Source organism: Limimaricola hongkongensis DSM 17492 (genome assembly GCF_000600975.2).
Lineage (GTDB): Bacteria > Pseudomonadota > Alphaproteobacteria > Rhodobacterales > Rhodobacteraceae > Limimaricola > Limimaricola hongkongensis.
Genome location: NZ_CM002676.1, coordinates 1 through 24146, shown reverse-complemented (window position 1 = coordinate 24146; position 24146 = coordinate 1). Strand labels below are relative to the sequence as shown.

General features: G+C 69.2%; 19 protein-coding genes. 9 read left to right on the top strand and 10 right to left on the bottom strand.

Features of this window, described 5'->3' with window-relative positions; all coding sequences use genetic code 11:
- Positions 1–987 carry a hypothetical protein gene (locus LOKHON_RS16550; protein ID WP_017929746.1) on the top strand — a complete coding sequence of 329 codons (987 nt, stop codon included), beginning with the start codon at positions 1–3 and terminating at the stop codon, positions 985–987.
- Here LOKHON_RS16550 and LOKHON_RS16545 read toward each other — a convergent pair.
- The 3 genes from LOKHON_RS16545 to LOKHON_RS00500 all read right to left on the bottom strand — a co-directional run bounded on the left by LOKHON_RS16545 (position 896) and on the right by LOKHON_RS00500 (position 4997).
- A complete protein-coding gene (locus tag LOKHON_RS16545; RefSeq protein WP_017929745.1) occupies positions 896–1657 on the bottom strand; it encodes an acyltransferase in 762 nt (253 codons plus the stop codon). The two genes, LOKHON_RS16550 and LOKHON_RS16545, sit on opposite strands and share 92 nt — an antisense overlap.
- Positions 1654–3669 carry an acyltransferase family protein gene (locus LOKHON_RS00505; protein WP_017929744.1) on the bottom strand — a complete coding sequence of 672 codons (2016 nt, stop codon included), beginning with the start codon at positions 3667–3669 and terminating at the stop codon, positions 1654–1656. The genes LOKHON_RS16545 and LOKHON_RS00505 overlap by 4 nt, the downstream gene beginning before the upstream one ends.
- Positions 3670–4037: 368 nt before the next feature.
- Positions 4038–4997 (bottom strand): glycosyltransferase family 2 protein, encoded by a 960-nt coding sequence (locus LOKHON_RS00500; protein ID WP_081610636.1) that lies wholly within the window; start codon positions 4995–4997, stop codon positions 4038–4040.
- A 118-nt stretch (positions 4998–5115) separates the two neighbouring features.
- Here LOKHON_RS00500 and LOKHON_RS00495 point away from each other — a divergent pair, with 118 nt between their 5' ends.
- Genes LOKHON_RS00495 through LOKHON_RS00480 form a run of 4 tightly spaced genes read left to right on the top strand, consistent with a single transcriptional unit; the run spans position 5116 to position 8896 of the window.
- Positions 5116–5856: a family 16 glycosylhydrolase gene (locus LOKHON_RS00495; protein WP_017929742.1), complete on the top strand. Its 741-nt coding sequence runs from the start codon at positions 5116–5118 to the stop codon at positions 5854–5856.
- A complete protein-coding gene (locus LOKHON_RS00490; RefSeq protein ID WP_051585556.1) occupies positions 5849–6820 on the top strand; it encodes a glycosyltransferase family 2 protein in 972 nt (323 codons plus the stop codon). The genes LOKHON_RS00495 and LOKHON_RS00490 overlap by 8 nt, the downstream gene beginning before the upstream one ends.
- Entirely contained in the window at positions 6821–7975 is a 1155-nt protein-coding gene (locus tag LOKHON_RS00485) for a glycosyltransferase (protein WP_017929740.1), read from the top strand.
- Positions 7976–7978: 3 nt separating this feature from the next.
- Positions 7979–8896: a sulfotransferase family protein gene (locus LOKHON_RS00480; RefSeq protein WP_017929739.1), complete on the top strand. Its 918-nt coding sequence runs from the start codon at positions 7979–7981 to the stop codon at positions 8894–8896.
- Here the strand turns inward: LOKHON_RS00480 and LOKHON_RS00475 are convergent.
- From LOKHON_RS00475 to LOKHON_RS00465, 3 genes are all read right to left on the bottom strand, one after another.
- Positions 8884–10509, bottom strand: coding sequence for a hypothetical protein (locus LOKHON_RS00475; protein WP_017929738.1), 1626 nt, complete (start codon positions 10507–10509; stop codon positions 8884–8886). The two genes, LOKHON_RS00480 and LOKHON_RS00475, sit on opposite strands and share 13 nt — an antisense overlap.
- Positions 10510–10579: 70 nt before the next feature.
- Positions 10580–12574, bottom strand: a complete 1995-nt coding sequence (locus tag LOKHON_RS00470) for an acyltransferase family protein (RefSeq protein ID WP_017929737.1) — start codon at positions 12572–12574, stop codon at positions 10580–10582.
- Positions 12571–13863 (bottom strand): glycosyltransferase family 4 protein, encoded by a 1293-nt coding sequence (locus tag LOKHON_RS00465; RefSeq protein WP_017929736.1) that lies wholly within the window; start codon positions 13861–13863, stop codon positions 12571–12573. The genes LOKHON_RS00470 and LOKHON_RS00465 overlap by 4 nt, the downstream gene beginning before the upstream one ends.
- Positions 13864–14146: 283 nt before the next feature.
- Between LOKHON_RS00465 and LOKHON_RS00460 the strand changes: the two genes are divergently transcribed.
- The 3 genes from LOKHON_RS00460 (at position 14147) to LOKHON_RS00450 (ending at position 19638) form a co-directional block, all read left to right on the top strand.
- On the top strand, positions 14147–15139 hold the full coding sequence (locus tag LOKHON_RS00460; protein ID WP_017929735.1) for a lysylphosphatidylglycerol synthase transmembrane domain-containing protein: 993 nt from the start codon (positions 14147–14149) through the stop codon (positions 15137–15139).
- 166 nt (positions 15140–15305) lie between these two features.
- Positions 15306–18467, top strand: coding sequence for an SGNH/GDSL hydrolase family protein (locus tag LOKHON_RS16380; RefSeq protein ID WP_036082221.1), 3162 nt, complete (start codon positions 15306–15308; stop codon positions 18465–18467).
- Positions 18468–18510: 43 nt separating this feature from the next.
- Positions 18511–19638, top strand: a complete 1128-nt coding sequence (locus LOKHON_RS00450; RefSeq protein ID WP_017929816.1) for an acyltransferase family protein — start codon at positions 18511–18513, stop codon at positions 19636–19638.
- On the opposite strand, the gene LOKHON_RS00445 is transcribed toward LOKHON_RS00450, so the two are convergent.
- The 3 genes from LOKHON_RS00445 to LOKHON_RS00435 form a co-directional block, all read right to left on the bottom strand.
- Positions 19631–20398 (bottom strand): class I SAM-dependent methyltransferase, encoded by a 768-nt coding sequence (locus tag LOKHON_RS00445; RefSeq protein WP_162561742.1) that lies wholly within the window; start codon positions 20396–20398, stop codon positions 19631–19633. The genes LOKHON_RS00450 and LOKHON_RS00445 overlap by 8 nt on opposite strands.
- A 347-nt stretch (positions 20399–20745) precedes the next feature.
- Positions 20746–21789 carry an NAD-dependent epimerase/dehydratase family protein gene (locus LOKHON_RS00440; protein ID WP_017929814.1) on the bottom strand — a complete coding sequence of 348 codons (1044 nt, stop codon included), beginning with the start codon at positions 21787–21789 and terminating at the stop codon, positions 20746–20748.
- Positions 21790–21957: 168 nt separating this feature from the next.
- Entirely contained in the window at positions 21958–22140 is a 183-nt protein-coding gene (locus tag LOKHON_RS00435; RefSeq protein WP_017929813.1) for a hypothetical protein, read from the bottom strand.
- A gap of 646 nt (positions 22141–22786) precedes the next feature.
- On the opposite strand from LOKHON_RS00435, the gene LOKHON_RS00430 reads away from it, so the two are divergent.
- Positions 22787–23470, top strand: a complete 684-nt coding sequence (locus tag LOKHON_RS00430; RefSeq protein ID WP_033315700.1) for a sugar transferase — start codon at positions 22787–22789, stop codon at positions 23468–23470.
- Positions 23471–23597: 127 nt separating this feature from the next.
- Here LOKHON_RS00430 and LOKHON_RS16275 read toward each other — a convergent pair whose 3' ends face one another.
- A complete protein-coding gene (locus LOKHON_RS16275; RefSeq protein ID WP_051585560.1) occupies positions 23598–24092 on the bottom strand; it encodes a CAAX prenyl protease-related protein in 495 nt (164 codons plus the stop codon).
- Positions 24093–24146: the final 54 nt, after the last annotated feature.

Genomic DNA, 24146 nt, shown 5'->3' with positions numbered 1-24146 from the left:
GTGCCGAACACGCTTGCCCATCTCGGTGTGCAGGCCCTTCTCACCCGCGCCGCGATCCCGGGGATGGATCTGAAATGGGTCTGGGCGGGCTGTGTCCTGCCCGATCTTCCATGGATCCTGCAACGGCTCGTCGAGGGCCGGATCGCCGGGCTGTCGGCCTTCGACCTGCGGCTCTATGCCGTGGTCCAGAGCAGCCTGTTCGTCACGCTTCTGGCCGCGGGCGCGCTGGCGCTGCTGTCGCGGTGGCCGGGGCGGACCTTTGCCACGCTGGCGCTCGGCGCGGTGCTGCATCTTCTGCTCGATGCCACCGAGACGAAATGGGCCAACGGGGTCCTGCTCTTCGCCCCCGCCTCGTGGGAGTTGCTGAATTTCGGCCTCTACTGGCCCGATGGCTGGACCGGCCACCTGCTCACCGCGCTCGGGGCCGTGCATGTCGCGCATGCGGTCTGGAAGGCGCGGCGGCACCGGCCCGCGCCCATCCGGGCGCCGCGACCCGACCGCGCAGTCGCGGCGGCCGGGCTCTGCGCGGTCTACATGCTGCTGCCGCTGGCCTTTCTCGATCGCGCCGCGGCCCAAGATCTTCACCATGTCGCCACGCTGCGCGGCGACGTCGCGCGCAGCGGCCGCGCCATCGAAATCGACCGCGGACAGGTGATCGCGACCGGCGCGCAGGGCGCCATCATCCGGCCCGGCACCGGCCCCGCGCTGGCCGTGATCGCCGATGGGCTCGACGGCGCGCGCACCGTTTCCCTGCGCGGGCGCTTCGTCGATCACGACACCATTCGGGCGACGGCGCTGCATGTGCATGCCACGGGGCAACGCGACCGGCTCACGCTCGTCGGGCTGGTCGTCGTGCTGGGCTGGTGGGTGGTCTGGGCCTGGCGGGCCGGGGTGCTCAGCGCCGTTGCGCGATCTCTCGCGCCGGCACGCCCGCGACCACCGCGTTCGGCGCCACATCCGAGGTCACGACGGCGCCCGCCCCGATGATCGCGCCCTGCCCCACGCGCACCCCATCGAGCACCCGCGCCCCGGCGCCGATCCAGACATCCGCGCCGATCACCACCGGGCCCTTGGTCGTCAGACCCTGCGTGACCATCGGCCCGGCGCCGAGCGTGGTCAGGTAGCGCCCGCCCCCGAAATAGCACTGCCCCGCGATGATCGCATGATCGCCGATCTCGATCCCCGACACGCCGCTCAGGTAGCATTGGCTGCCGATCGAACAATCGGCGCCGATGCGCAGGTAGCCCTGCTTGAGCACGAGGCTGGTGCCGCGCGCAATGAGGCAGCGGTCGCCGATCACGAAATCATCCGGCCCGGACCCGCCGCGCGCATCGAGCGCGCAGCCATCGTCGATGGCGACGTGATCGCCGATCGACATCCGCCCCGGGCAGCGCAGCGACACGTCGCGCCCGACATTCAGGCCGCGCCCGGCCCGGCCGAACAGCCCCGGAAACAGCGCCCGCCGCAGCGCGAAGCCCAGGGCCCCGCGCGCGCCCGCCGCCAGCATCATCGCCGCCTCGTAGCGCAGGAATGCGCCCGGCGCGGTCGTGCCGACGAAGAAGGCCGCGTATTTGGCATAGGCCGAGCCCTGCCCCGAAAGCCGCTCCACCACCTTGTCCTTGGGCGGGTGCGTCCCGGCGTCGTCCAGATCCTTCATGTGCCCCTCTCGCGCAGCGTTTCGAAAACCGTTCGGAAATGCGGCGCCATGTTGCGGGCCGCGGTGGCGCTCAGGTGATTGTTGTCGCGAAACACCGGGATCCCGTCCTGCACCAGCCGGCACGCCATTTCGTCGCACAAGGCCCGGTCGAGCCGCACCGTGGTCAGCCCGTGGCGTTCGGCCAGCCGGTCGAAGCCCGCGATGCTGTGCGCGGTGCGCGCGTCGAAGACGTCCCGCGGCAGGGCCAGATCGCCGATGGCGCCCTGCCACAGCGCCTGCCGCAGCAGCGCGCTCGGGACCTGCACGCCCGCTTCGGGGGTCGGGTAGACCAGGATGACCCGCTTGCCCGCGGCCTGAAGCGCCGTCACCGCCCCGTCCAGCCGGTCGAGGAAAAGCGCCAGCCGCGCCTCGACCGCGACCGGCGACAGCGGCGTGTCGCGCGACCCGATGGTGATGCTGCGCCGCCCGCGTTCGGCCAGCCCGTAATCGAGCCAGCCCTGCGTATAGATCGGCGTGCGAAAGCTCAGCACCACGACCTCGATGCCCGGGTCGTTGAGGATCGCCGGGATGATCTCGTCGAGGTAACGGCTGCAATCATGGTCGTTGCCGGTCCAGTAGACCTGGAAATCGGTAAAGCCGGGGCAGCCCTGCTTGGCATAGAGCGCGACCGAGGCGCCCGCGTCGTGACCGGCCTGGTCGAGCGCCGGCACCAGCGCCGGGGCATGGCTGTCGCCCCAGAGCGCGACCTTGGGCGGGCCGGCGGTGACATCGCCATAGATGCAGGGGTCGAGCCAGCTTTCCTCCTCGGTCTTGACGTAAAAGCACGGCCCGCTGCGCGGATCGAAATCCTCGCTGAAGGCGGCGATGCGCTGCAAATCGCCCGGCAGCCGTCCCGGCAGGCCGCGGCTCAGCACCAGCCCGCCGCTCACCGCCAGCAAGAGCGCCGCGGTCGCCCCGGCCCCGGCGAACAGGCGCAGCCCCGGCACCGGCCCGCCCGGCTTGCGGAACGGGCGCTCGACATAGCGCAGGCTGAGCGCCGCGGCCGCCAGCGACAGCGCGAAAAGCGCCGTGCCCTCGACCGGATCGGGCATGTCGAAACGCCAGTAGACGAAGAAGACGATCACCGGCCAGTGCCACAGATAGAGCGAATAGGAGAGCTTGCCGATCCAGACCGGCCCCGCCGCCCCCAATAGCCGCGACACCGGGCTCGGGCCGAAACGTCCGGCATGGATGATCATCGCGGTGCCCGCCACGGGCGCCAGCGCCGCGACCCCCGGAAAGGGCGTGGCCGCGTCGATCAGCAGAACCGCGCCAAGGATCAGCGCGAGGCCCAGCCCCGCGACCGCCCCGCGCAGGGCCGCGCTGTGCAGCGCCGGACCGGTGACGCAGGCCAGCAGCGCGCCGATCCCCAGCTCCCAGGCGCGCCAGGGCAGGAGATAATAGGCCGCGCTCGGATAGGAGCGGGTGGCGAACGCGCTGAGCAGGAACGACGCCAGCGTGATCGCGGCGATCCAGCCGGTGGCACCGAACCGGCGGCGCGACACCGCGATCATCAGCAGCGGCAGCAGGATGTAGAACTGCTCTTCGATCGCGAGCGACCAGCTGTGCAGCAAGGGCTTGCTGTAGGCGGAGGCGTCGAAATAGCCCGATTCAAGAAAGAACAGCACATTCGAGGCAAAGAGCGTCGCCGCGACCGCGCTCTGCGCGGTGTTGAGCAGGTCTTTCGGCACCTGCATCAGGCTGGAGATCGCCAGCGTGACGGCGATGGTCACGAACAGCGCCGGCAGGATGCGGCGCACCCGGCGTTCGTAAAAGCGCAGGATGGAAAATTGCCCCTCAGCGATCTCGCGCCGGATGATCGAGGTGATGAGAAAGCCGGAGATCACGAAGAAGACGTCGACGCCGACGAACCCCCCCGCCATGGCCGGCACGCCGAGGTGAAACAGCACGACCGGCAGCACGGCCACCGCGCGCAGGCCGTCGATATCGGCACGATAGGAAAGCTGGGACATCTGGCGAGCACGCCTCCCGCAAACTGGAACTGGTCAAACGCGACGCCGGATCCGGCATGCCCCCGGTGGTGTCGCGGCACTTGGGATCGGCTCAGGCCCGGCCGGTCCCGGTCATTCTCTCCTTGCTGATGATGCTCGCGCGGGCCGCGCGGCACGGGCCGCGGCGCGTGTTGCGCCACCGTCCTTCGCGCTCCGCGACACCCTTCACGCTCTCGCCTCCGCTCTTGCCGATGGGCGGAACCGGGGCTTCCGGCTGTCCGTGACGCCCCGGATCTCTCCCCCTACGTCATGCCAGAAATCGGCGTTTCGCGCCACTGTCTTGTTTCGAAACGCCCGCAAGACCGTTTCGCAAAGCGGCCCTGCCCGGGTCATGGACCGGGCGGCCCCGCGCCCGGAAGACGCTTGCGCGCGGCGGCCGAAAGCTGCCGCAGCAGCCGTGCGGTCGCGCGCGGACGCCGCGCGATCCGACCCCCCGCCGCGAAAGGCCGGCGCGCCTTCAGCAGGCCGATCGCCTCTTCGGCCACCGCCAGATCGGTGTTGAGCCGGATGCGGCGGCGCATCTCGGCGCGGCCCCTTGGCCCCAGCACGGCGGCGTGTTCGCGCAGCACCTCGCGATCCGCGATCAGAAGCTGCCGGGCATGGTCGGGGTCGAGCCTATGCGACACCGAGCCGCTGCGCGTCGTGTAGAGGTAGCCGGGCTGCGGCAGGTAGCGCATGTCGGCCCCGGCGATCAGCATCGCCAGAACAAGGTGAAAATCCTCGCCATTGCGCAGGCGCGGATCGTAGGCGATCCCGTGCTCGACAAGAAAGCGACGCCGTATCAAAGGCTTGAGATAACCAAGCGACATCCGCCCATCGCGCATCTGGTTGCCGCGCAGATAATCCGGCAGCGTCCAGCGCCGCCCCTCCGGCGCCCCGTCGAAGCACAGCGGCGGGGCCGGGGCCTGCCGCCCCGCCATGTCCGCCAGCACCAGCCCGTCGCAGACGATGTCGGCGCCGTGGCCGCGGGCAAACGCCGTCAGCCGCGCCAGCCGGTCCGGGCAGAACCGGTCATCGGCGTCGAGCACGGCCACCCATTCGCCGCGCGCCTGCGCCAGCGCGGCGTTGCGCGCGGCCCCCGGCCCGCCATTCTCGGCCAGCCGCAGCACGCGGATCTGCGCATGCCTTTGCGCCAGCGCGTCGGCCACGGCGGCGGTGCCGTCGGGCGAGGCGTCGTCGGCGATGAGGATCTCGACCCCGGATGGCGATGCGCCGAGCACGCTTTCGACGCAGGCGCCAAGCGTCTCCTCGGCCCGGTAGGCGGCGATGATCACTGTTGTTTCGATCATGATTCCGAGCTAACCATGAAGGTGACGATTGGCCCAGCCATGTCAGGTGTTTGCGATGTCTATTTTTTTACGTACATCAAGGGCTTTCGCGGTCCATCTGGCCCTCGCCACGGCGGCGATGGCAGGATCCGCCGCCGCGGATGAGGCGGCGCCCGGTTTCATCCTCGACGCGGGCGAATTCAGCCGCGCCGACATCCAGCCGCAATGGTTCACTTCGAATTTCGCCATCAAGACGTCGGGCTTTCGCACCGCGTGGCGCAAGGCGCTGGTCTCGACCGAGGATGGCCGCATGGTGCTGCAGCTGCGCCCCGCCCCGGACGGCCATGACAAGGATTTTCTCGGCAGCGAGGTGCAGCGCCGCCAGCGCACCCATTACGGCCGCTACGAGGTGGTGATGACGGCGGCGCGCGGCGATGGCGTGATCTCCTCGTTCTTCACCTATACCGGCCCGTGGTTCGACGATCCGCATGACGAGATCGACTTCGAGTTCCTCGGCCGCGACACCACCAAGGTCTGGGCGATGGCCTTTGCCGACGGGCAGAAGCTGTCGGGCCGCTGGATCGATCTGGGCTTCGACGCCGCCGAGGCGCCGCATCTCTATGCCTTCGAATGGCACCCCGACCGCATCGTCTGGTATGTCGACGGCAAGGAGATCCTGCGCGTCACCGAGGCGGACGGGCCGCTGCCGCAGACGCCGGGCAAGATCTATGCCAACATCTGGGCCGGCGGAAAGGCACAGCGCAACTGGTCTGGCGAAGCGCCGATCTGGACCAGGGCGGCGGCAAGCTATGACTGCATGTCCTACCGCCCCTTCGGCGTCGACGCGCCGCAATGCTCGGACGGGATCCTTCGTGACTGACGCGGCCCCCGCCACGCCGCGCGCGACCGTTGTGATCGCGGCCTGGAACGCCGAAGCCAGCATCGACCGGGCGATCGCTTCGGCGCTGCGGCAGACCCTGCCGGTCGAGGTGGTGGTGGTCGACGACGCCTCGACCGACGGCACGAGGGGGCGCATCGCGGCGCTCGCCCGCGCCAACCCTGCGCTGCGCTGCATCGGGCAGGACCGCAACCCCGGCCCCGCCGAAGCGCGTAACCGCGCCATCGAGGCCAGCCGCGCCCCCTGGATCGCGGTGCTCGACGCCGACGACGTGATGGCCCCCGACCGGCTGGAGCGGCTGGTGCGGCAGGCCGAGGCGGCGCGGCTCGATTTTCTCGCCGACGACATCGAGAAGGTCGACGAGGCCGATCCCGACGGGCCGCGCCAACGGCTTTATTCGGACCACGCGATCGGCACGATCGACATCGATGCCGCCGCCTTCATCCGCGCCAACCTCGCCGCCGGCCATGGCGACCGCCGCGAAATGGGGTTTCTCAAGCCGGTGATGCGCCGCGGTTTTCTCGATCGCCACGCGCTGCGCTACGCGCCGCTGCGGCTCGGCGAGGATTACGACCTCTATGCCCGCGCGCTGATCAGGGGCGCGCGGTTCCGGCTGACCGATCCTTGCGGCTATCTCGCCACGGTGCGCGCCAATTCGCTGTCGGGGCGCCACGCGACGCAGGACCATGCCGCGCTGATGGCCGCCGACCGGCGGATGCTCTCGCAGCCGGGACTTTCGCGCGAGACCCGCGCGGCGTTGCGGGCCCATCTTCTCGAACATCATCGCAAATGGGTCTGGCGGCGGATGATCGACGCGGTGCGCAACCGCGACCCCAAGGCGGCGCTGGCCTGTCTGATCTCACCGCCCCGGGTGAGCGCGGACCTGTCGCGCCGGCTGCTGCGCGAGGGACTGCAACGCGGCCTGCGGCGCGGCGGGACCGGCTGAATGCGCGCGGCGGATTTCGATATCATCGTGGTCGGCGATGCGCGGTTCCAGGGCGGCACCACCGCCGCCATGGCCGCCGATGTCGCGGCCTTCTCGCGGCTCGGGGCGCGGATCGGGCTGTTGTTCGTGCGCTCTCCGTTCCTGGAGGATGACGAGGATCCGCCGAACCCGGCGGCGCTGGAACTGGCCGATCTCGACGGGGTGCACCTGCTCGCGCCCGGCCAGCCCGCGCAGGCGCGGCTGGCCTTCCTGCACCACCCGATGGTGTTTTTCCGCGGCATCGAGACCCGCTCGCCGCTGCGCGCCGACCAAAGCGTGCTGGTCGCCCATCACCCGCCCTTCCGGGCCGACGGGTCGCTGGAATACGATCCCGTGACCACCGCGCGCCGGGCCCGCGCCGCGCTGGGTCTCTCGGTCCGCTTCGGCCCGATCTCCGGCACGGTGCGGCGCCAGCTCGAAAGCTTTGCCCCCTTCATCCGCCTGACCGGAGAGGACTGGCCCAACATCTTCGACACCGGGCGCTGGTCCCGCGGGCCCGAGATCCTGACCGGGCCGGGCGCGGTGATCGGGCGGCATGGCCGGGCGGATCTTCTGAAATGGCCCGCCACGGCGGCCGAGATCGACGCCTGCCTGCCCGCCTCGGACGCGCTGCGCGTGCGGGTGCTGGGCTGCCCGCAATCAGACCTTCGGGCCCGCGGCGCCCGGCTCGACGGCTGGGAGGTGGTCGAATTCGGCGCCGAGGACCCGTCCGCCTTCCTGCACAGCCTCGACATCTTTGCCTATCACTACCACCCCAACTGGGTGGAGGGGTTCGGGCGCACCGTGATCGAGGCCGCGCTGAGCGGCCGGCCCTGCCTGCTCGATCCGCGGCTCGAACCGACCTTCGGGCCGATGGCGCTGTATTGCCCGGCCACCGAGGTGGCGGCGGCGGTCGAACGGATGTTGTCGGACAGGACCGGCACGCGGCGGCGCGCGATCGAGGCGCGCGAGATCGCGCAGCGGCGCTTTGGCACCGACAGCCTGCGGCCGCGGCTCGCCGCGCTGCAGAACGATCCGGGCACCCGCGCCCGCCGGGCAGCGAGCATCCCGCCGACCGTGGCGCTGCGCAAGCTCGCGGGGCTCTATCGGCGCCGCACCGCCGGGCTGGAGGGCTGAGCCGTGGAGCGCAGACCCTCTCTTGGCAGCCAGCTCGCCCGGTCGGTCGCGCTGGGGCTGCACCGCGCCCGGCCCGGCGCGGGGGACAGCCGCGCGCGCCCGCTCTTCGTCATCGGGTCGGGGCGGTCGGGCAACACGCTGATGCGCCGCCTGCTGATGGCGTCGGGCGAAATATACCTGCCGCCCGAAACCTATGTGCTGGGCGAGATCATCGAACGCTGGCCGCGCGGCGCGCTGTTGTCATGGTATGAACGGGTCTGGCTGTTCTGCGCCTATTTCGAGAAGCACCCGGAATTTCCGACCTTCGCGCTCGACAACCTCAACGCCTTTGCCGACGAGGCCGTGGCGCTGCCGCCACCGGCGCGCAACCTGAGATCCCTGTTCGAGACCTTCTACCGCCACCTCGCGCGGCAGCACGGCTCCGCGGCCCATCGCTGGGGCGACAAGACCCCCTACAACACCGTGCACCTGCCCGCGATCGACGCGTTGTTTCCCGATGCGCAATATCTGTGGCTGCTGCGCGACGGCCGCGACGTGGCCCTGTCCTATGTGCAGGCCGGTCTTTACGACGATCTCGGCGCGGCGGCCGAGCGCTGGGTGTCGGCGAACCGGGCCTGCGCCGCGCTCGCCCGGCGCGGGCGCGATGTCTACCGGCAATCCTACGAGGATCTCGTGACCGCGCCCGAACGATCCGTCAGGGCGATCTATGGCTGGGCCGGGCTCGACTACGCGCCGGGCGTCCTGACCGACTCCGGCGGCGCGATGGGCGATGTCGAACGCCGGGCGCATCACGGCAACGTCCGGCGCCCGATCTCGGCCGCCTCGGTCGGGCGCTGGCGCGCGCAGCTCGGCCCCGCCGATCTCAGGCAGATGCCCGAGGCATTTGCGCCGCTGCTGGCGGAATACGGCTATCCCGGCTGACCGCGCAGCCCGGAGGGCAACGCGGCGCAGGTCGCGGGATCGCCAAGCGCCGACGGATCGGCGAACCAGCGCAGCAGGCGGACCGGCCCGGCCCGTTCGACGTGCAGCCGGATGCCCGGCGTCTCGAACACCGAGAAGAAGTCGATGTAGCCCGCCGGTGGCCGCCACTGGAGGTCGGTCACGAAGACGCCTTCCGGGACGCAGTTGACGACGTCGCGCAGCGAGGCCAGCTCCGAGATCATCGGCTTGCCGGTGCGCGGATCGCGCGCGAATTCGGTGCGGTTCATCTCGGGCAGCCAGTTCAGGCTGTAGGTCAGGTCGAGCCGCCCGAGATAGGCGATGGCGTTGAGGTCGTTGGCCGCCACCACGAGCGCCCCGTCGCGATCCAGCTCGGCCACCCGGTCGCGCGCCTCCTCCCAGTCCAGACGCGGCACGAAGGGCGGCGCGCCGCCACCGGCGGCGAGGCTGATCGCGCGCGGCACCGCCCCGTTGGCCAGCACCGCGAACAGGATCGCCGCCACCGTCAGGGCGCGGCCCGCAAAGGCCCCCGCGACGGGAACGGGAAGCCCCCGCAGACCGCGCCGCACCGCTTCGAACAGCGCCGGCAGCGCCGCCTGCACGCCGATCGCCCAGAGCCCGAACAGGAAGGGGGAGAAGTAATAGATATAGCGCAGGTTCTGGACGCCCGCGAAGGAATGGATCACCAGCCCCAGCGCGCTGATCACCGCGCAGAACCCCGCCGGGCGGGGCGCCTCGCGGATCGCCAGCAGCCCGAGCAGCGGCGTGAGCGGCCAGAACAGCGGATAGAAATCGCGCAGCACCCGGTTGTAGGCCGACGGGTCGCTGTCCCATGGCGATTCCCGGTATTCGGTCCACAGCGCCTGCAGCACGCCTGCGCCGAAGGCCAGCGCGACGACGGTCAGCCCCGCCGCGATCAGCCCCGCGAAGATCCAGACCCGGTGACGGCTGCGCCAGATCGCGGGCAGCACCACGCACAGCCCGAACCAGACCAGAAGACACAGCACCCCGACCAGCGTCGTCTCCTGAAACTGCAACGCGCCCAAGAGCAGCAGCCCCGCCCCGAGGGCGGCGAGCAGCCGCTGGCGCGGTGATGCGCCCGGCGCGGCGGCCTCGTAAAAGCACAGCGCCCCGCCCAGAAACAGCAGGCCGTGCAGCGCGTAGAAACGGGCGAATTGCGACAACAGGATGCCGCTGGGCCAGAGCAGCACCAGACCGGCCACCGTGATCCCCGCGATCCGCCCGGCCTTGCGCCAGACCCAATAGGTCGCCAGCGCGGCGAAAAGCGCCCCGAAAAGCACGTTGGGCAACCGGGCGACCAGCACCGTGTCCGATCCGGTCAGCGCGAAAAACGCCGCGGTCAGCCGGGTATAGGGCGCGCTGCGCGTATAGGTGCCCTCGGCGATGCCCAGCGTGCCGCTGTCGAGCCAGCTGCGCGCCGCCAGCAGGTGATACAGCTCGTCATAGAACGGCGCGGCGTCGAGCAGGGCCACGCGGCTGGCGCAAGCGAGCACGAAGACCAGCGCCGCCACCGTCACGGCGCTCAGCTCCGGTTTGCCGAAGGTCGTCCTGTCGCGTGCCACCTGCGTCGTCATAGCGCCCTCCTGGCTGGCGGGTTTTGCGCCCCCGGCTCCGGCCCCCGCCCCGCCCCCGCGCCCGGCCCGGTCATCGCACCACCGGTGTCGGCGCCGCGAAATCGACCGGCACCGGCCGGTCGCGGGTCGCGAGCAGGGTCTCGAGCTGCGTTGCCACGAGATCGGCCCCCGTGGCGGTGAAATGCAGCGTGTCCGACAAAAGCGGCATGCCCTGCTGCACGAAACGGCAATGGCTTGCATCGCACAGCGATGCCGTCGGATCGAGAAACCGGATGTTGTCCTGGGTGATCGTGTCGCGCAGCACCGCCCCGACCCGGTCGGCGGCGTCGGCCAGATCGGCCCGCGCGACCGCCGTCTGCCTAAGCTCCCCTGTCACCCGAAGCTGTTTGAGCGTGCTAACCCGCACCCCGGTTTCGGGGGTGAGATGCGGCAGCACCAGCACCACCTCGCTGGGCAGGCTGTTCAGCTGGCGGGCCAGGTCCTGCAGGACCGGCCCGGCATCGATGACCGGCGCGCCGCCCGCGGCCTCGACGACCTGCCCCGGCGCCCCGCCCAGAAGGGCGGCGAAATGCCCGGCCGTGACCACGAGATCGAACCGCTCGGCTTCGATGAAGCCGAGCATGGAGCGGGCGAACTCCGGGCAGGGCTGCGCATTCTGGCTGGCCCGGTGGTAATCGAGATTGAGCGTGCAGTGCGAATGGGTCAGCAGGTGCACCTCGTATCCGCGCGCGGCGAGGCTGCGCGCGAAGGCGGGGGCGAGCGAGCTCATCACCGAATCGCCGAACAGCGCCGCCTTGCGCGGCTGGCCGGGATTGACCACGCAGCCCGCATCCGGCGGCGCGGGCGCCGGGGCGTCGCGCGTATACATGCAATCCGAATACCAGCCGCTTTCGACATAGACCCGCATTTCCCAATCGCTCAGCCGCTCCGGGAAGCCGCCGCGCAGATCGCCCGCCACGCCGATCCCGGTGACCGCCACGATCGAGGCGGCCGACCAGGCGAAGACCTGCTTTCGCCCCGGCACAAGCGCCAGCGGGCCGCGGCGGCGGAACGGTTTCTCGACGAAATGCCAGGTCAGCACCGCGAGCAGGACGCAAAGCAGCAGCAGCGCGACGAGCACGGGCGCGGCGGGCTCATGGCCGAGATAGTGCCGCGCGAAGGCCAGCACCGGCTGGTGCCAAAGATAGAGGCTGTAGCTGATCAGCCCGACGAAGACGACCGGCCGCAGCGCCAGCACCCGGCCCAGCAGCGCGCCGGGATCGGCGTACAGGATGATCAGCGCGCTGCCGAGCACCGGCGGCACGGCGGCCCAGCCGGGAAACACGGTATGCGCGTCATAGGCGAGCATGGCGTAGAACACGAGCCCCGCCCCCGCCAGCGCCAGCCAGCCATTCGGCCAGCGGCCATGGCGGTGATGCAGATAGGCGCAGGCCGCGCCCGCGATCAGCTCCCACGCGCGGAACGGCAAGAGGTAATAGACCATCATCGGATGCGTCGAGATGTACCAGAGCCCGGCGGCGAAGCTCGCCCCGCCGATCGCCAGCAGCACCCCGACCTGGCGTCGGCCCGGCTGGCCATGCAACAGCAGCAGCAGGCCGGGAAACAGCAGGTAGAACTGCTCCTCGACCCCGAGGCTCCAGCTGTGCAGCAACGGCAACAGCTCCGCTTCGATCGCGAAATAGTCGCTCTTGAGCCAGAAATAGACATTCGAGACCGATAGCGCCGTGGCGGCGACGCTTTGCAAAAGCTCCTTGAACTCGCGCACGAGCATCCACGACCAGCCGAAGGGCAGGCAGACCAGCACCACCACGAACAGCGCCGGCAGGATCCGCCGGGCCCGGCGTTCGTAGAAGCGGGCGATGCTGAAGCGTCCGGCGGCGAGATCCTCGAACAGGATGGTGGCGATCAGGTAGCCGCTGATCACGAAGAACACGTCGACCCCGACATAGCCGCCACTGAAGGGCGGCAGGCCCGCATGAAACAGCAGCACCGGCACCACCGCGAGGCAGCGCAGCCCGTCGATCTCGGGCCGGTAGCCCAGCTTTGCGACGGCCCGCCCCGTCATCCGCGCGTCTCCGCCCCGAGCGCCTCATGGGCATGGCCGGCGGAAAGGCGCGGCACGACATCGCGGCGCAAAAAGCGCGACAGCTTGCGGCGATAGGCCTCGGGGCTATATTCCGCCTGCACCCGGCGCCGCGCCGCGGTGGCCAGCCGCGCGCGCAGCCCGTCATCCGCGAAGAGTTGCCCGATGGCCCGGCCCATCGCGTCGGGCGCGGGATCGACCAGGCAGGCGATTTCGTCGTCGAGCACCTGCGTATGGGTCGGCAGCCGCGTGGCCAGAAGCGGCCGCCCGCTGTCGAGATAGGAATAGACCTTCATCGGCGTGTTGCGGCCCTGCACGCGCGGCGACGCGACCACGGTGGCCTGCGCCAGGTACTGGCCGATCGCCTCGATCGGCCGCGGCCCGAGCAGCGCCACCCGCGCGCCCAGCCCAAGCCGGTCGGCCTCGGCGCGCAGGGCCGCGACATGCGCCTCGGCGCCGCCGATGATCACCAGATGGCCCGGCGCGCCATCGGCCACGGCGCGGGCGAACCCTTCGAGCAACAGATCGACGCCCTGATAGCCTTCGAGATTGCCGATATACATCAGCACCGGCCCCTCGAACCGGCAGTCCCGTGGCGGCGCGGTCCCGGCGGCGGGATCGATCAGGGTGACATCCTCGAGCGTCTGCACCGGCAGCCCCGGCGCATGGTCGCGCATCAGCCGCTCCAGCGCCGGGCAGCAGGTGATCGCGGCGAGCGCACCGCGCGCCGCGCGCGCCTCGACCGCGCTCAGGACGCGCGCCACCCAGCCCGGCAGATCGTACTTGTCGCCGATCTGCTCGGGGATCGAGCTGTCGACATCGCAGATATAGGGCACCCGGAAGATCGGTCCGAGCAGCATCGCCATGTAGGCGGCCTCCTCGACCGCGATGACGAGATCGTAGCGCCGCCGCGCCAGCAGCAGCGCCAGCCGCGGCAGCATCACCGCATCGGCGGCGACCTTGCGCAGCGAGAACCCCGGCGGCACGCCGCGCAGCCCCGGCAGCAGCGGGCTGCGCCGCAGGGTCACGCCGGGCATCGCGATGGCGTCGCCTTCGTCGAAGGCCAGAAGATCGACCTCCCAGCCCTCCGACACCAGCCCCTCGGCCAGCGCCCGCACCGCGATCGGCGTGCCGCGCGGCACGAAGAAGGGCTGCGGCGCGACGATCAGCACCCGCAGCGGCGCCACCCCCGCTGCGCCGTCCTCGCGCGCGGCCAACCGCGCGCCGTTCCGAAAGGGAAACCGGAATTTCGGCCAGACCGTCACACTCATAAACACACTCCCGGCGGCCCACCCCTGCCGAACCGCCGTCACTGCAAACACACCCGGCGCACACGTGCCGGCCAAACCAGCGCCATGCCCCGCAAACGGGCATGCCGCAGCGTCAGACTACACCAGCCCCACCGGATTCCATCAGGTTTTTTTCAAAGCCGGGATGTCGCGGGCCCGGTCCCGCGGCTGCGAAATGTCTCGCCAGAAGGGGGGTGGGCGGCTATGAAGGAGAGGTGGGCTTGTTGCGCCCGCTTGGTATGTTCGCCTGTTTGATGAGTGGATCATGTTCGATCATTCCGCCACCGGTTCGCGCCCCGGACGCCACGCCTCCTCGCTCGGTGCGATCGGCGGTTTCGCGACGGATCGCGGGCGGCGCGGCGGGCGCGGCGGCTTTCTTCTCAAGGCGGCCGCCTCGATCGGTCTCGTTGTGTTCATCCTGAACCGGGCCGATCTCGACGCGGTCTGGCGCGCCATGGCACAGATCGCCCCCGGCTGGCTTGGCCTCGCGCTGGCCTGCCAGCTGCTCGGCCCCGCCATCATCGCGCTGCGCTGGCGCGGCCTGCTCGGGCATCACGACCTGCATCCGGGCTGGCCCTATCTCTATCGCTCGGTGCTGGTCTCGGGCTTTTTCCGGCAATTCATGCCGTCGACCATCGGCGGCGATGTCATCCGCGGCTACGACGCCTGGCGGGCGGGGGCCTCGAAGAGCCTGGCCTTGATGTCGCTGGTGGTGGACCGGCTGGCGGGCCTGCTGGCGCTGCTGACGCTGGCGATGCTGGCGCTGCTGCTGTCACCCCAGATCGATCAGCGCGTGCCCGGCCTGAGATGGCTGGGCCTGGCATTGCTTGCCGCGCTCGTGGCGCTGGCGGTGCTCTTGGCGCGGCCGCGCCGGGCCGGGGCCGCTTCGGGACGGCTGGGCAGGATCGGCGCGGCGCTCGCGCTCTATCACGGGGCGATGCCGGCGCTCTTGCGCGCGGCGGCGCTGTCGCTGCTGTTGCAGGTCAACGTCATCACCTTCTACTGGGCGCTCGGGCTGGCGCTGGGACTGCCCGTCTCCTACGCCGATTTCTACGTCATCGCCCCGGTCGCGGTCCTCGTGATGATGCTGCCGATCAGCATCAACGGCATCGGCGTGCGCGAAGGCGTCTTCGTTCTGCTGCTCGCCCAATGGGGCGTCCAAGCCTCCGACGCGCTCGCGCTGGCCTGGCTCGAATTCGGAATTTTCCTGCTCTTCGGCTGCCTTGGCGGCGTGCTGTTCGCGCTGCGCAGGGGCTGAACATGCCGGGGGCAATGCCCTGAATAATGGAACATTATTTCGCAATTCAACCGCCACCCGGCATATCGCATCATTGTCATGGCGTGGATTGAACAATCGTGTAGATAATGGGCCCAGCCGTTCCGTTTTTTTTGGCTGTGTCTGGTGTCAGTGAAAGGTGGTTTTCATGTCAGCGAATGACGAGGTGTTCGGAACCTCCGGTAATGACGTTCTTTCTCCCGACCATGATGGTTCGATCCTTTACGGCCTCGGCGGCAATGACACCCTGGTCAACGGCAATGGCGACGACATCCTCTATGGCGGCGAGGGCCGCGATACCTTGCGCGGCGGCGGTGGCGACGACGTCTACGAGGGCGGCGCGGGCTTCGACGTTCTGATCGGCGGCACGGGCGCGGATCGCTTCGTCTGGGGCATGGACGCGCTCGATGGCAATCGCGACCTGCTCTATTATTTCTCCGCCGCCGAGGGTCACGTGATCGATTTGTCGGCGATCTCGGCGCATTACGGCTGGACCCAGTCGCAGGCCGAAGCGGCGGTGAGCGTCACCGACGGGCCCAAGGGCGCCCTGCTGTCGGTGGCCACGCCTGATCTCGGCACCATTTCCCTGATCGACATCCGCGGCGTCGCCGCGAGCGAGGTGACGGGGGCGCTGCTCTTGGTCTCCGGCCCGCCGCCGGACACCGGCGATGATGACGGCAACATGGCCCTCACCCTGCCCGACGACCGGATCACCATCGGCGAGGAAGGCAATGTCGAGGTGGTGCTGTCCGGGCTCGACGCCGACGCCACGGCGGTGATCACGATCAGCGACGGCACCAACAGCCTGACATCGCCCGCGATCTCCGCCGATGGGTCGGTTGTCTTCGACCTGTCGGGCTTCGACGACGGCGCCGTCACCACCGAGGTCACCGCCACCGATGCCGGCGGCAACGCCACCACGCGGCAGGGGCCGGGGCTGACGCTCGACACGGCACCCGACACCAGCGCCGATGCCGATGGCAACCTCACCCTCACCGCCCCCGACACCGAGATCGACGCCTTCGAGGCGGACGATGTGCAGATGACCGTCACCGGCATCGATGACGACGCCGACGCGGTGGTCGAGATCAGCGACGGCACCACCACGCTGACCCGCACGCTGGCCGCCGATGGCAGCGTCAGCTTCGATCTGACCGGGCTGCAGGACGGGCCGCTGACCAGCCGCGTGGTGGTCGACGACACCACCGGCAACACCGCCAGCGTCGACGGCCCCGGCCTGACGCTCGACACCGTCACGCCGCCCCCGGCCGAGAACGAGATCTTCGGCACCTCGGGCAACGACACGCTGATCCCCGAAAGCACCGGCTCGATCCTTCACGGGCTGGCGGGCAACGACAAGCTGTTCAACGGCGATGGCGACGACATCCTCTATGGCGGCGACGGGCGCGACACGCTGCGCGGCGGCGGTGGCGACGACGTCTACGAGGGCGGCGCGGGCTTCGACGTGCTCCATGGCGGCGCGGGCGCGGATCGCTTCGTCTGGGGCATGGATGCGCTCGATGGCAATCGCGACCTGCTGTATTACTTCTCCGCCGCCGGGGGCCACGTGATCGACCTGTCGAAGGTCGCCGAGCATTACGGCTGGAACCAGTCGCAGGCCGAGGCGGCGGTGAGCGTCACCGACGGGCCGAACGGCGCTCTGCTGTCGGTGGCCACGCCTGATCTCGGCACCATATCCCTGATCGACATCCGCGACGCCGCCGCGAGCGACATCACCCCCGCCACCGGCACGCTGCTGCTCACCGGCGCCTCTGCCGATGACGACGCCAACATGGCGCTGACGCTGCCCGATACGCTCATCACCGCCGGCGAAGAGGGCAATGTCGAGGTGGTGCTGTCCGGGCTCGACGCCGACGCCACGGCGGTGATCACGATCAGCGACGGCACCAACAGCCTGACATCGCCCGCGATCTCCGCCGATGGGTCGGTTGTCTTCGACCTGTCGGGTTTCAATGACGGCGCCGTCACCACCGAGGTCACCGCCAATGATTCCGAGGGCAACACCACCATCCGCTCGGGGCCGGGCTTCTGGATCGCCTCGTCGGGCACGCTGTCGCTCGCGGGCGAGGCCGCGGCGGTGGTCATCGACCTCGCGGCCGAGAGCTACGCCACCGCGGCGCGGGTGCTGGCGATCGGCGATTCGCTGACCGTGGGCTGGCGCGACCGCAACGATCCCGCCGAGAGCAACGCCGAGCGCGAAGGGTTTCGGCAGGATATGTTCGAGCGGATCGCCACGGATGGCGGCTGGTACGATTACGTCGGCCCCTACCAGAACGGCCCGGCCGGAATGCTCGACCGGGATCATGCCGGCGTGGCGGGATGGGAAATGGCGCAGCTGATCGCCAACGGCTATTTCACCAACATGCTCGAGGATCACGCGCCGGACGTGACGCTGCTGATGCTCGGCACCAACGATCTCGACGAAGGGACCGCCGACGTGCTGGGCACGCAGGCCAATCTCGTCTCGGACCTCACCACCGCGGTCGAACAATTCTATGCCGTGTCCGGCAATGACGACCGGCATCTTGTGGTGTCGACCCTCGCGCCGCTCACTCGCCGCGACAACGAACCCGAGCACGCCTATTTCGCGAATGAAGGCTACAGCATCGTCGGCGGCACCGCTGTGGCGGGCGATGCCGGTAACGGCACCTATGTGCCGGGCATCAAGGCCACCATCGCCGGGCTGCAGGCCAGCCATCCGACGCTGATGCTGTTCGAGAACCCGCACGCCGCGCATCCGCCTTCCGACACCGCCGACCAGACCGATCACCTGACCGGCGACGAGGTGCATTGGAGCGCGGGCGCCTATACCGAATATGCCGACGCGCTGGCCGACCTGCTCGTCGGCGGGATCGGCCTTGCGGGCGGCACCTTCGGCGGCAGCCCCGTGGCGCTGCCGGGCATCGCGAACGTGACCGGCACCGAGGCGGGCGACCGCATCCGCGGCGACGCGGGCGCCAACCGGCTCGACGGCGGCGGCGGCAACGATCTGCTCGAAGGGCGCGGCGGCGCGGATCATTTCGTGTTCGACGAAAAATCCCTGTCGCAGACGACCCCGGACCGGATCGCCGATTTCAACGCCACCGAGAACGACATGATCGATGTCAGCGCCATCAGCGCCTTCTTCGGCTGGACGCTGAGCCAGGCCCAGGCCGGATTCGAGCTCGTGGCGGTCACCGGCGGGGTCGATCTCACCGTCACCGCGTCGGGGTCCACCACCTCCGTGGTGCATGCCGCGCAGATCACCCTCGGCGATATCAGCCTCGCCGACGACGTGATCCTCGTCTGATGCGGCGCGGGACCGGGATGCGCTTGGGCGGCGGGGGCGGCGCATGACCGCCGCGCCCGACCCCGCGGCCCCGGGCCGGATCAGCCTTGGCGTCCACGGCGCGCGCGGCCTGCTGGCCTTTGGCGTTCTGGTCTACCACGTGGTCAATTCCGGGCTGCCCTCATGGGGTCTTCCGCCGCTTGTCGAGGAGGGTCTGCGCTCGCTGAAATACGGCGTCGAGATCTTCTTCGCGATCAGCGGCTACGTGATGGCCCGTTCGATGCAGCGGGCGCGCAGCCCGGGCCGGTTTCTTCTGAACCGCGCGACCCGGATCTTTCCGGTGCTGTGGACCGCGGTGCTGGTGGTGGTGCTTCTGTCGCTGATCAGCCAGAGCCGGGCGCCGGCGGCGCTCGACCCGGCCAGCCTCGTGCTGTTGACGCTTGCCAACCTGATGGCGTTGCCGGGCGTGTTCGACCTGCCGCTGTTCCTGCCCCCGGCCTGGACGCTGAGCTTTGAATTCGCCTTTTACCTTTTGTGCTTTGCCTATCTCGCGCTGCGCCAGCGCTGGCCGGGGATCGGCTGGGCGCTGCCGCTTGTGGTGGTCGGGGCGGTGTTCGCGCTGCACCATCCGCGCGCGTTGTTCTTCATGTGCGGGTTGCTGGTCGGGTCGGGCCGGTTGCCCGGCGGGCCGGTGACGGCGGCGCTGTCGCGCGCGCCGGGGCTGATGCTGCTGGTGTTCCTGGGCGTCTGGCAGGCGGCCGCGCTGCCGGCGGCGCCTTTTTTCGAACCGGTCTGGAGCTGGAGCGAACCGCGGCTGTTCGTGCTCGCCGCGCTCGCCTTCGCGGCGGCCACCCTGTCGCTGAACGGGATCGCCGCGGGACAGGGCTGGTTCGCCGCGCGGTTCTTGCAAAGCCGGGCGATGATCTGGCTCGGCACGATCAGCTATTCGCTCTATCTGTGGCACCCGGTCGTGCTGGCGATCGTCAAGGCGGCGATGCGAGAGGCCGGTCTGCCCGCCATGCTGGGCGATTGGAGCCAGCTCGTCTTCTTCGGCATCGCGGCGCCGATCTCGCTGCTGCTGGGCCATCTGAGCCAGGTCTGGCTCGAACGCCGTTTGACCGAGCGGCTGCGGCGCGGCATGACCGCGCCGCCGCGCGTTCCGCCCTATGCGCGGGAGACCGTCGTCAAGTGAGGGCCGCCACCGGGTGTTGCGGAGGGTGCCGCGGATCGCGGCGCGCGCAGAGGATCACGGGGGTCGCGATCGCAGCACCCCCCGCCGCCGCAAGGCCGCGTTCCAGGATCGATGACAGGCCGGGGCGTTTCAGCACGCGGTGCACGACCATGGGCAGCACGAATTGCCCGACCGCCGGGCCCGGCGCGAACCCCTGCGCGGCCAGATGCGCGCGCATTTCATCGTGCCGGAACAAACGATAGCGGCGGGTGTCGCCCTCGACCCGCTTTTTCAGGGCGAACAGCCGGTCACCGAACAGGTTGCCCGCGCGTTGGGTCGGAAAATCGACGATCACTGCGTGCCGCGCCACGCGGCACATTTCCGCGACCAGCCGGTCCCAGTGACCGACATGCGCGAGAATGCGGATCGAGATGACGACGTCGAAGCTGCGATCGGCATGCGGCAGCACCGTCAGCGGGCCGGTCTCGGTCGACAGCAGGTCGCTGTCCAGATGGCAAATCTGGCCGAGCGCGGCCTGCGAGCTGGCCCGCACCCGAAGCCGGTGGCCATCCGCGACAAGCGGCCGTGCGACCTGGGCGTGGCCGCCGCCGATATCGAGCACGCTGGCCGAGGGCCAGGGCCGGATCAGATCCCGCAGGATCGCGCTTTGCCGCGCCAAGAGCCAATCGCCGGCCGGCCCCTGAAACCGTTTCGCATAGCGGTCGCTCGATGACACGAGATCCGGCTCGCACGACCCGATATCGAGGGGCGTCTCCGACACGATATCCCGCGAATGCATCACATTGCCCAGCGGGGACGAAGACTGGAATTCCGTGTTTTTTATTTTCATTTTCAGTGCCTCTCGAGGCCAACCGCGCCGCGCCTTCATTCTGGCACGTCTTTTACGTTTCAGGACGGTAAATCCTGCCCGATATCCGAAAGATCCTAATCCCGGGCGCAAGGCACGCGTTGCCGAAAAGCGACAATACGGCACGAACTCGACATTAAATTGGAAATACCGGGAATGTCTCTCGATTGGAAACCGGGGGCGCGGCGATGTCGATCGCTGTCACGGCCAAAAGACGCGCCCCGATTTGATCGCGGGCCCTGAAATGGCCCGCGGATCGCTCAGACCGCTTCGCGCGATCGGCCATCGGTGTCCCCGGCCGCATCCAGAAGACCGCGCGCGCGGTAATCGGCGATGATCTCGGCCACCTCGCCCGCGAAATCCTGACGCGGAGTATAGCCCAGCATGCGCCGCGCCTTGCCGATGTCGTAGGCGCGGTTCTTGAGAAAGAACGAAACGCGGCGGCGGAACAGCGGCGGTTCGACCCCGATCGGCTTGCAGATCTTTTCGGTCAGTAGGGCAAGCATCATGACCGGCGCAACCGGCAGGTGCAGCCGCGGCTCCGGCACGCCAAGCTGCCTCGCGATTTCATGGACGTTGTCCTTCAGCGCGTGATAGCGCGCGCCACCGATCAGGAAGGCTTCGCCATTGACGTCGTCGCGCTGCATCGCCAGCCGGAACGCCTCGGCGAGATCGCGGACATCGACCCAATGGGTCAGCGCCGTCCCCGGCCCGACATAGAAGAACCGCCGCCGCGAGATCATGCGAAACAGCTTCAGGGTCCGGTCGTCGCCGGGGCCGTAGATCATCGTCGGCCGGATCACGAGACCGCCGATGCGACCCGCCTTGAAATAGGACTCCGCGATCTTCTCGCCTTCGAGCTTGGTCACCTGATAAAGGTCGCCGGGGTTGAAATCCGCGGTCTCGTCGGCGGGCGGATCCTTGATGTCGCTGTGGACGCCGTTGGTCGAACAATGGATGACGCGGGCCGCGCCCGCGGCGATGGCCGCGTCGAAGACATGGCGCACCCCGTCGGCATTGACGTCCCAGAACGCGCGATCCGGGACGCCCTCCTGCCGGAACAGCCCGGCGATATGATAGACCCCCGTGACCCCGTCAAAGGCCGGGCCGAGCGTGTCGGGGCGGGTGATGTCGCCCACCACGACCTCGGCAAAGGGTTCGAGCGGCGCCGCCTGTGCCGCGTCGCGGACCATGGCCCGGACCCGGTCGCCCCGCGCATGCAGGTGCCGCACCAGATGACCGCCGACGAACCCGGCCGCCCCCGTGACGAGAAAAAGCGGGGGAATTGTATCTTCGTGGGACATGTCGGAGCTCCGGGCTGATGGGGCAATTGTCAAAAACGAAATCGGAAACGCGCATCACCGCTGGCGGCCCGGATGGGCCGAAATGGACGCATCTTGCAAGAAAGGGTCGGCCAAGGGGGCCGGGGAGGTCAAGGATTTATCGCCCCCGCAAGGCGCCGCCCGGAGGGATCACCGCCTGTCGAGATACCGCACGATCACCACCGCCAGGGTCAGCACGGCGCCGGTCAGCCCCTGGATCGGAAGCACCCAGAGCAGCGAGATGCCGGTCGAATGCGTGATCCATATCGCGATGCCGAAGGACAGCGGCAAAAGCGCCAGCGCCAGCACGATGACCGATCCCCGGCGCGGCATCGGGCGTGGCCGATGCTTCGCCTTCGGGGATGTTGCCGACATGCTGTCTGGAGCTTCCGTTCGAACACTGGCCAAGGCGTCCTGCCCCTTTTCGCGAGAATGACATCATTGCGCCTTACCGTCCGAACGGCCCCGCGCAAGATCAACCCATGGTATTCTGGATACGCATTCCCGGGCCATTTCGCAATCTTTCTTGCGCAGCTGGGGAATGATGAGCGGATTTCCGATCCTGGCCCCGATTCTGCCCGCGATTCTGGCCCGGTGAATGCAAGCGCCGCGCCCGGCCGGACGGAACGTCCCACAGACAACCCGCTGCCACACAACTATGGCAAGAATGCAGTTAAAGTTTGCAAGAATTCGGTTCCGCATCGTATAGTCGGGACAGAGAAAGCGACGATCAGGGGTGTGCGTCGTCCGGGGATTTCGATCGGTGGAGCAGGCCAAAGGTCTGGTGTCGTGCGAGAAAATCCCTTCAGCACCCCGAAACGAAACCACGGGTCAATGTTTTTCGACCCGTCACGGCAAGCCCGGCCATCAGAGCCGGCAACAACAATGGCGGAACGAGGCAGAGCCGCGCGCTTCGGCGTTACCGGTATCTATCGACAGTGAAAGGTGTTTTTGAACGGTAGTTTTTTAGGATGTGGTCATGATGGATACTTCGACGGCAGCGCCGCCAACGCGATCGAGCCAGGTTGAACGTACCCGCTGGTTTCCTGCTATTCGATATGACGGGTTCGCCAAGAGAGCCCTCGATCTGGTCCTGGCGCTGCTTTTGCTGTCCACGCTCGGGCCGATCATCCTGATCCTGTGCCTGATCGTCCGCCTCGATGGCGGGCCGGGCCTGTTCGGCCACCCCCGGATCGGGCGTGACGGGCGCAGCTTCCGCTGCTGGAAAATCCGCACCATGGTGCCCAATGCGGGCGAACGGCTCGAACAGCTTCTGGCCTCGGACCCCAAGGCGCGCGAGGAATGGGAGCGCGACCACAAGCTGCGCAACGATCCCCGGGTGACCCGGCTCGGCAACTTCCTGCGCGAAACCTCGCTCGACGAATTGCCGCAGATCTGGAACGTTCTGACCGGGGAGATGAGCCTGATCGGCCCGCGCCCGGTGACCGAGACCGAGCTCGAGCGTTATGGCTCGCACCGCCCGGTCTACCTGTCGCTGCGTCCCGGCGTCACCGGCCTGTGGCAGGTTTCGGGCCGCAACGACACCAGCTACGACAGGCGCGTGCAGCTCGACGCCGAGTATCGCCAGCGGATCTCGCCGCGCACCGATCTGGGGATCTTGCTGCGCACCGTCGGGGTCGTGCTGAACCGCACCGGCTGCTGATCTCCGGGGGGGGGGGCTGGCGGGGCGGGCGCAGCCCGGCCTGCCGCGCCCCACCGCATAATTCCGCGCCATCGCTCCTGATCCCGCCTCGGCGGGATGCTTGCTTCGGGCGCTCCGGCGTCGGGTTTCAGATCGCCGACCAGTTTCCGGTCAGCACCGCGTATCCCGCGATGAGCGCATTCGCCGTGGCATGGCAGATCACCGTGTCGCTTAAGCGGCCCCGCGGCCGAAGCGCCAGCGCCGCAAAGACCAGACCGGCGAACAGCGCGAGCGCAAAGCGCTGGTGCAGCGCCGCGAAGGCCACGCTGCTCAGCCCGATGGCCGCGACCGCCCCCAGCCGCGACCGGCGCGCCCCGAGCAGATCGAAGAGATAGGAGCGAAAGAACAGCTCCTCGATCAGCGGCACGACCATGACGGTGCCGAACACCCGGATCGCGGCCCATGCGGCGAAGACCGCCCCGCCCATCAACAGCACCGGCGTGTCCTGCGCCGCCGGGCCGGATGGCTGGCCCAGCCAGATCCACAGCCCGGCGATCACCGCGCCTGCGCCGATCGCCAGCGGCGACAGCCCCCAGCCGAGCCGCAGGATCGGACGCCGGCAGAACCACAGCGCCGCCACCATCGCCGCGACCCGCAGCGGATAGGCGGTTTCGGGGTCGGCAAAGAAGCTCGACGC